This is a genomic window from Calidithermus terrae, assembly GCF_003574345.1.
In the GTDB taxonomy this organism is placed as follows: Bacteria; Deinococcota; Deinococci; order Deinococcales; family Thermaceae; genus Calidithermus; species Calidithermus chliarophilus.
Genome location: NZ_QXDL01000190.1, coordinates 1 through 7,743 on the forward strand (window position 1 = coordinate 1; position 7,743 = coordinate 7,743).

At 68.3% G+C, this 7,743-nt stretch carries 9 protein-coding genes; 5 read left to right on the forward strand and 4 right to left on the reverse strand.

Going from position 1 to position 7,743, the window contains the following annotated elements; genetic code table 11:
- Window positions 1-295 (forward strand): carboxypeptidase-like regulatory domain-containing protein (locus Mterra_RS16820; protein WP_147372888.1); only part of this gene is annotated, 295 nt, incomplete at its 5' end.
- Window positions 296-484: 189 nt separating this feature from the next.
- Here the strand turns inward: Mterra_RS16820 and Mterra_RS16825 are convergent.
- From Mterra_RS16825 to Mterra_RS16840, 4 genes are all read right to left on the reverse strand, one after another.
- On the reverse strand, window positions 485-1,054 hold the full coding sequence (locus tag Mterra_RS16825; RefSeq protein ID WP_119316210.1) for a DUF6812 domain-containing protein: 570 nt from the start codon (window positions 1,052-1,054) through the stop codon (window positions 485-487).
- Between the two features lie 16 nt (window positions 1,055-1,070).
- Entirely contained in the window at window positions 1,071-2,285 is a 1,215-nt protein-coding gene (locus Mterra_RS16830) for an ABC transporter permease (protein WP_119316211.1), read from the reverse strand.
- Window positions 2,286-2,293: 8 nt separating this feature from the next.
- Window positions 2,294-3,298, reverse strand: a complete 1,005-nt coding sequence (locus Mterra_RS16835; protein ID WP_119316212.1) for an ABC transporter permease — start codon at window positions 3,296-3,298, stop codon at window positions 2,294-2,296.
- Between the two features lie 171 nt (window positions 3,299-3,469).
- Entirely contained in the window at window positions 3,470-5,344 is a 1,875-nt protein-coding gene (locus tag Mterra_RS16840; protein ID WP_119316213.1) for a peptide ABC transporter substrate-binding protein, read from the reverse strand.
- A 216-nt stretch (window positions 5,345-5,560) separates the two neighbouring features.
- Here Mterra_RS16840 and yjjX point away from each other — a divergent pair, with 216 nt between their 5' ends.
- The 4 genes from yjjX to Mterra_RS16860 all read left to right on the forward strand — a co-directional run.
- Entirely contained in the window at window positions 5,561-6,085 is a 525-nt protein-coding gene (gene yjjX, locus Mterra_RS16845; RefSeq protein ID WP_119316214.1) for an inosine/xanthosine triphosphatase, read from the forward strand.
- A gap of 4 nt (window positions 6,086-6,089) precedes the next feature.
- Complete coding sequence (locus tag Mterra_RS16850; RefSeq protein WP_119316215.1) at window positions 6,090-6,539, forward strand: GNAT family N-acetyltransferase; 450 nt, start codon at window positions 6,090-6,092, stop codon at window positions 6,537-6,539.
- A gap of 218 nt (window positions 6,540-6,757) precedes the next feature.
- Window positions 6,758-7,003: a hypothetical protein gene (locus Mterra_RS22005; RefSeq protein ID WP_147372890.1), complete on the forward strand. Its 246-nt coding sequence runs from the start codon at window positions 6,758-6,760 to the stop codon at window positions 7,001-7,003.
- 10 nt (window positions 7,004-7,013) lie between these two features.
- Window positions 7,014-7,743: [LysW]-aminoadipate kinase (locus Mterra_RS16860; protein ID WP_119316217.1), on the forward strand; the 730-nt coding region annotated here is incomplete at its 3' end.

A 7,743-nucleotide genomic window follows, 5' to 3' on the forward strand; every position in this document is an offset into this window, starting at 1 on the left:
CCCTGAGCCCACCCCGGCCGCGCCCGCCGCCCCCCAGGAGCGCGTGGGCGTCGTCAGCAACGAAGCGCTGTGCCCCTGCTTGCTCAAGGTCAACACCGGCATCGCCGGCGCCCAGGTCCGGCTCAGCCGCGGCGGCACCGACCTCGGTGCCCAGAGCGGGGGAGAGGTGCTGTTCCAGGGCCTCGAGGCCGGCGAGTACACCCTCAGGGTCGAGGCCGCCGAGTACCAGCCCTTCGAGTTCCAGCTCCAACTGCGCAACAACCGCGAGCTGACCGTGTACCTGCTGAAGCGGTAGTGGGTTGGTCGATAGCGGATAGCCGATAGCGGGCGGCTCGCGGCTCGTGGCTTGTGGTGAAAAGAACACTCCTCCCTGCCGGCGTCGAGGGCCGGGGGCCATGGCGTCTAGCGTTTTGCGTCTTGCGTACGACGTAAGACGTACGACGCCGAACGTACGACCCGCGCCCGGCGTTCGGCCACCGGCGACCTAACCGAACAGCGTCAGCCTCGTGTCCTGTCCCTGGCCCGACGGGGCCTCCACCACCCCCTCGGCCTGGTGCAGGTTGACCGTCACGAACTCGAAGGTCTCGTAGGGGGCGAGCTCCACGACGGGCTTGTGCGGCTCGAGGAGGTACAACCCCGCCGCGTGCAACGTCTGGAAGGGCTTGGCGGAGGAGAGGTAGTCGGACAGGCGCACCCCCTTGGGGATCTCCAGCGACCCGGCCAGCAGGTAGGAGCCGTACAGCAGCGCCAGCCGCTTGGGCTCGAGCATGCCCTTGGAGGTGCGGGGCGTGGCCGGGCGGCCCCCCACCAGCCAGCGCAGGTGGGTCTTCTGCAGGGCCACGAAGGCGCTGCTGGCCTTGAGCTCGTCCACCTCGGGCGGGTGCTTGTGGCCCGCCTCGTAGAGCATGGCGCCGGTCACCGGCAGGTAGAGCTTGCCCTCGGCGTTGAGCAGGTCGGCGGTGCCGCTGCCGGGGATCAGGTAGATCTGCCCGTAGATGCGGTGCACGGGGGTATGGACCCGGGCTTCAAAGGCTTCTCGAGGCTGCCGGTACACAGCTTCACTGTAACAGCTACAAGCGGCTGCGGGGGTCGAGCGCGTCGCGCAGGCCGTCGCCGAGGTAGTTGAACGCCAGCACCGTGAGGAAGATCATGAAGCCCGGCGCCAGCGCCAGCCAGGGGGCGCTGAAGATGTACTCCTGCGCGTTGGTGAGCATGTTGCCCCAGGTGGCGACCGGGGGCTGGATGCCGAAGCCCAGGAAGGAGAGCGCGGCCTCGGTCACGATGGCCCCGCCCACCCCCAGCGTCACGTTGACGATGATGGGGGCGATGGTGTTGGGCACCAGGTGGCGGAACATCACCCGGCCCTCCGAGGCGCCCAGGGCCTGCGCGGCGGTGGTGAACTCCTGCTCGCGCAGGGAGAGGATGGCCCCGCGCACCAGCCGGGCGCTGCCGGTCCAGCCGAAGAGCACCAGGATCGAGATGATGATGAACACCGACGTGGACTCGCCGAAGACCCCCTGGATCCACTGCCCCACCGAAGCGCCGGGGTCGCGCAGCAGCGCCGAGAGCACCAGCAGCAGCGGCAACTCGGGGATGGTGAGCATGAAGTCGATCACCCGGCTGATGAGCACGTCGAGGTCGAGGCGGAAGCTGCCCGTCAGGCCCCACACCGCCGCCCAGGCGATGGCGGCCCAGGCCAGGCTCGAGGCCACCAGCGAGAGCAGGTTGGTGAAGCTCCAGTCGCCGCCTAGGGCCGCGCGGATGTCGTCGCCGCCCAGCGTCCACACGAGCTGGGCCGCCCCGAGCAGCAGGCCGTAGAACAGCACCCACGACGCCACACGCCACGCCGCGAACAGCGGCGGCTGCCAGCTGCCCTCGCGGCGGTTGAAGGGGCCGAGGTAGAAGCGGAAGGGGCGGCCGGAGAAGTAGCCGGCGAGGGTGCCCAGGATGGTGCCCAGCAGCACGCCGGAGATGGCCGCCATGAAGCCCACCAGCAGCGAGACGCGCGCGCCGTAGATGATCCTCGAGAGCACGTCGCGCCCCAGGTCGTCGGTGCCCAGCCAGTGCTCGCGGCTGGGGCCCTGGAAGTACTTGGAGGCCAGGTCCCCGCCGGTGGGCTGGGCCGTGGGGCTGTAGGGGGCGATGAAGGGGGCGAACACGGCCATGAGGATCAGCAGGCCGATGAACACCAGCGAGGCCACGGCCAGGCGGTGCTTGCGGAAACGCCGCCAGAACAGGCCAAAGGCCGTGTCAGCGGGGGAAGATTTGGGCGCAGCGATAGCCATACACACCTCTAGCTGTAGCGAATGCGCGGGTCAACGACCGCGTAGAGCAGGTCGGCGATCAGGTTGAAAAGCGCGGTCAGCACCGCCAGCATGGCCAGAGCGGCCATCGCCACGTTGTAGTCTTTCGCCAGCAACGACTCGAAGATGGTGCGGCCCATGCCGGGGTAGGAGAAGATGTTCTCGGTGATGATGGCCCCGCCCAGCACCCCCGGGACCGCCAGCCCCACCAACGTCACGATGGGGATGAGCGCGTTGCGCAGGGCGTGCTTGTAGAGCACCTTGCGCTCGGCCAAGCCCTTGGCGCGGGCGGTGCGGATGAAGTCCTGGCCCAGCACCTCGAGCAGGCTCGCGCGCATGTAGCGCGTCCAGGAGGCCATCTGGATCAGCGCCAGGGTCATCACCGGCAGGATCAGGTGGGTCGCCCAGGTGCCGACGTAGCTGAAGAAGCTGATGCTGCCGCTGGTCACGTCGCTCCAGAAGAGGCTGGGCAGGCCGGTGGGCAGCGCGGGCAACCCCGTGCGCTCGGGCACGACCACGGTGAAGAGGTAGAGCAGGATGATGCCCAGGAAGAACACCGGGGTGGAGAAGCCGATGAAGGTCATGAAGGTGATGACGTAGTCGGCGGTGCTGTACTGCCGCACCGCCGAGAAGATGCCCACCGGTATGGCGATGAGCAGCGCCACCGCGAAGGCCAGCCCCGACAGCAGCAGCGTGCGGGGCAGGCGCTCGCCGAAGACGAACTCGGCGGCCTTCACCCCGTAGCTGCGCGACTGGCCGAGGTCGCCCTGCAGGGCGCGGCCCAGCCACTTGAAGTAGCGCACGTAGATGGGCTGGTCGAGGCCGTAGGCCTTGCGGAGCTGCTCGAGCTGCTCGGCGGTGAGGTTGGGGTTGTTCTGCCGCAACTCGTCGAGCGGGTCGCCCGGCTGCAGCGCCAGCAGGGCGAAGATCACCACCGAGGCGGCGAACAGCAGCGGGATCATCTGGACCAAACGGCGGATCGTGTAGGCGAACATCCGAGTCTGAAGCCTCCTTGGGACAAAATCTCTTCCAGCTTTGTTCAGCGGCAAACTCAGGGTTTGAAATGAGCGGCGCGGTCGGCGGCGAAAGGGGCTGCCGCGCCGGGGTTCTCTAACCGCTCCAGGGGGTTGGCCCGCAGACTCCTGCGGGCCAACCCGGCCGGGGACTTACTTGGTGCTGATCGCGGTGGCGTACTTGGCCTGGTCGAAGAGTTTCTGGGCCCCGCGGGAGGTCCAGCCGATGGCCCAGGGGAGCCAGTTGGGGTAGTTGTTGCCGCCGGAGTAGGTGGCGCCCAGGTAGTTGACCAGCCCCTTCTTGGTGATCAGGGGGTCGGCGCGGAAGCGCAGGGGCAGGGCGGGGAGTTCCTCGGCCCAGATGGCCTGCATGCGGGCGAACAGCTCGGCCCGCTTCTCGGGGTCGAACTCCACCACGGCCTGGGCCGCCAGGCGGTCGTACTCGTCGTTGCGCCAGCCGCCGATGTTCTGGCCGGTGAAGTTGTTCTCGGCGGTGGGGATGAAGGTGGCGCCGGTGTTGAGGTCTTTGTACTTGAAGAGGTTGCCCAGCTCGGCCAGGCTCGAGACCCAGGCGAACATGGTCATGCCGGTCCAGGTGCCCTCGACCGCGCGGTTGAGGTACTTGGCGTCGAAGACCACCGAGCTCGGCGCGTTGTTGATCTTCACCGCCACGCCGATGCGCTTCCACTGCTCGGCGAAGAGCTGCTGGGTGCGCTCGCGGATGGCGTTGCCGGAGGTGGTCACGAACTCGATCTCGAAGCGGACGGTCTTACCGCCGACGGTGCGCTGGAGGATGCCGTCGGGGCCGGGCCGCCAGCCCATCTCGGCCAGCAGGGCCTTGGCCTTGTCGGGGTTGTACTCGTAGCGGCGCACCTTGTCGTTGAACAGCGGGTTCACCGGGGCGACCCAGGTGTGGGACACCGGCTCGAAGCCCTCGAAGAAGGCCTTGACCCACGACTCGCGGTCGAGGGCGTGCAACAGGGCCTGGCGGGTGCGCTTGTCGTCGAGGCCCAGCTCCTTCACGCGCTCGACGTTGGTGAACTTGTTGACGTCGATGTGCTCCCACACCGCGCCGGGGACGCTCCAGATGTCGTAGCGGCCGGGGGCGCGGCTGGTGAGCTGCGGGCTGCGGGCCTGGTCGAGGGTGATGGAGACGCGCGAGGTGGCGTCAACGCCGCCGCCCAGGATGGCCACGAGCAGCGAGTTGGTGTTCTGGATGATGCGGTAGGTGACCTTCTGGACGTACTTGTCCGCGCCGCCGGGCGGGGTGATCCAGAAGTTGGGGTTGCGGGTCAGCTCGATGGTGCTGCCGGCGGCCCAGCGGCTCACCCGGAAGGGGCCCGCCCAGACCATCTTGCCCTGGTTGATGGCGCGGTTGGAGCCGAAGGCCTGGAAGAAGTTGCGGTAGATCTCGCTCAGGCGCGCCGCGTCGCGCCGGGCGTCGAGGTTCTGGGTCTGGGCCAGCACCTTCTGCCACTCCGGGCGCATGACGTGCGCCGGGGCGTAACCGATGGGCGCGCCGATGGTGTCGGTGTAGAAGGCGGGCTCGAAGGTCACGGTGAAGTTGAGCTTGTCCTTGACGATCAGCTTGCGCCGCTCCCACACGTCGGGGTTGAGCACCGGCATGCCCTTGGCGTTGCCCACCTCGTTGAAGAAGGCGATGTCGTCGGTGGTGATGGGCGTGCCGTCGGACCACTTGAGGTCGGAGCGCAGGGTGAGGTCCATCTCCAGGCGCCGCTTGCCCCCGCCGATGTCCACCGAGCGCAGCCGGCGGTTAGCCAGCGTGGGCAGCTCGGTGACCATGATGGGGAAGTTCTTGCTGTCGGCGTCAATGCCGATCATCGGGACGAGCAGGTAGTTCTCCACCTCGGCCTTGATGGACTGGTTGGAGATGATGCTCAGGAAGTCCCCGCCCAGCACCGTAGGCTCTTGCGAGGCCCCCACCACCAGGGTGTTGTCCTGTGGCCCGGCAAAGGCCAATCCGGCTCCGACGAGCCATAGGGTTACCAGCTTACTGAGGTATTTCATTTAACCTCCTCCTGTTTGGTTCCTACATTTGTGGCAGAAGTCGCCGAGCAAATTATATGGACGGTGGACGAAATCGTAAATCAACCGGCGCTCCGTTTAGTCCAGGAGCCTGAATGGTATATCAGCCGAACGGTGGACGGCTGGCTTCGTGGGGCGGATGAGGGCGGCCTACGCCTCGAGCCCGCCCCCGCCCGCCGGGTGCGCTAGGATGCCGGCATGGTGATCGTCGGTTCGACCAACCCGGCCAAGCTCGAGCCCGTGCGCCGGGTGTTCGCGGAGGTGTTCGGCGGCCTCGAGGTGCGCGGCGTGGAGGTGCCTTCGGGGGTGCGGGTGCAGCCCATCGGCTACGAGGAGACCTTCACCGGGGCCCACAACCGGGCGAAAGGCGCCCTGCGGACCCCGGGGGCGAGCTGGGGGCTGGGCCTGGAGGCCGGCGTCGAGTTCAACGACCTGGGCGCGTGGCTGTTCAACGTGGCGGTGGTCCTGCGCGAGGACGGCCGCACGGGGGTGGCCCGCGGCGGCAGCGTGCTGCTCCCCCCGGCGGTGGGCGAGCGGGTGCGGGCGGGCGAGGAGCTGGGCCCGGTGATGGACGAGCTGGTGGGCCAGAAGGACACCAAGAAGGGTCCGGGCGCGGTGGGCATCCTCACCCTCGCCCGCGTCGAGCGCGTGGAGTTCTGGCGGCACACCCTCGAGCTCGCCCTCCCGCCCTTCCTGCGCCCGGAGCTCTACCCGCTAGAGTAGGCGCATGGAGTGGAACCGCGTCGGCTTCACCGTCAGCACCGACCTGTCTCGTTTCGACTGGCCGCTGGTGCACCACCACCTCAGCACCCGGGCCTACTGGTCGCTGGGGATCCCGCTCGAGGTGCTGCAGCGGGCCTTCCGCAACTCGCTGGCCTTCGGGGTCTTCGAGGGCGGGGCGCAGGTGGGCTGGGCGCGGCTGGTGACCGACCGCGCCACCTTCGCCTACCTGGCCGACGTCTACGTGCTGCCCGAGCGCCGCGGCCAGGGGCTGTCGAAGTGGCTGATGGAGTGCATCACGGCCCACCCCGAGCTCCAGGGCCTGCGGCGCTGGATGCTGGCGACCCGCGACGCGCACGGCCTGTACGCGCAGTTCGGCTTCAGGCCGCTGGCCGCCCCCGACCGCTTCATGGAGCGCCACGACCCGGACGTGTACGCGCGCCAGGGGCGGGGCTGAGCCATCTGCGTGTGGGTGGGGAACGGGTGAAACTCCTACTTCTGATGCTCTGGGGCGGCCTGAGTGCCCTTCCGGTCGCCGCGGTCCTCGCTTCTACCCTTTCACTCTCCGGGGAGCTGCTGAGGGTGTTGGTATTAGCGATTTGCCCGAGCGCGGCCCTAACGGCAGGCCTCTGGGGCTACCTGCGGCAGGTATCCTTCGGGCCTACCTTCTTGCTCATGCTGCTGCAGGGCTGGTTTTGGGGCAGCATAGTGGCGCTGTTGTCGGGCTTTGGGATGATCGTGGCGCTGGGCATAGATGGGCACTCGAGCCTGCTGTGGCTAGCTGCGTGGATTCTGGGGGGCGGGCTATCCACGGGCTTAATTGGCCTGATGCTGGGGTGGGGGTCCGGGGTGATCCCGCTGCTGGGGCCGCTGTGGCTGTGGGGCCTGCACTGGGCTGCCGTACGGCTGGGGGTGCGGTAGACTTTTGGGCGTGATCGTCGTCAAGGTCGGGGGATCGGAAGGCATCAACTACGAAGCGGTCGCCAAGGACGCGGCCGCGCTGTGGAAGCAGGGGCACAGGCTCATCCTCGTGCACGGCGGCTCGTCGGAGACGAACAAGGTCGCGGAGGCTTTGGGCCACCCGCCGCAGTTCCTCACCCACCCCGGCGGCATGACCAGCCGCCTCACCGACCGGCGCACCCTCGAGATCTTCGAGATGGTCTACTGCGGCCTGGTGAACAAGCGCGTCGTCGAGCTGCTGCAGCGCGAGGGCGTGAACGCGGTGGGCCTGTCGGGGCTCGACGGGCGCGTCTTCGAGGGCAGGCGCAAGGAAGCGGTGAAGTATGTGGAGAACGGCAAGATCAAGATCCACCGCGGCGACTTCACCGGCTCGGTCGAGCGGGTCAACACCGCCCTGCTCACGCTGCTGCTCGAGGCCGGCTACCTGCCGGTGCTGACCCCGCCGGCCGTGAGCTACGAGGGCGACGCCATCAACACCGACGGCGACACCGCGGCCTCGATGGTGGCGACGAGCCTCAAGGCCGAGGCCCTGCTGCTGTTGTCCAACGTCCCCGGCCTGCTCGCCAACTTCCCCGACGAGTCGAGCCTGATCCGCGAGATCCCCGCCGCCCGGGTCAACGACCCCGCCTACATGGCCGTGGCGCAGGGGCGCATGAAGAAGAAGGTGCTCGGCGCGGTGGAGGCGGTGCAGGGGGGGGTGG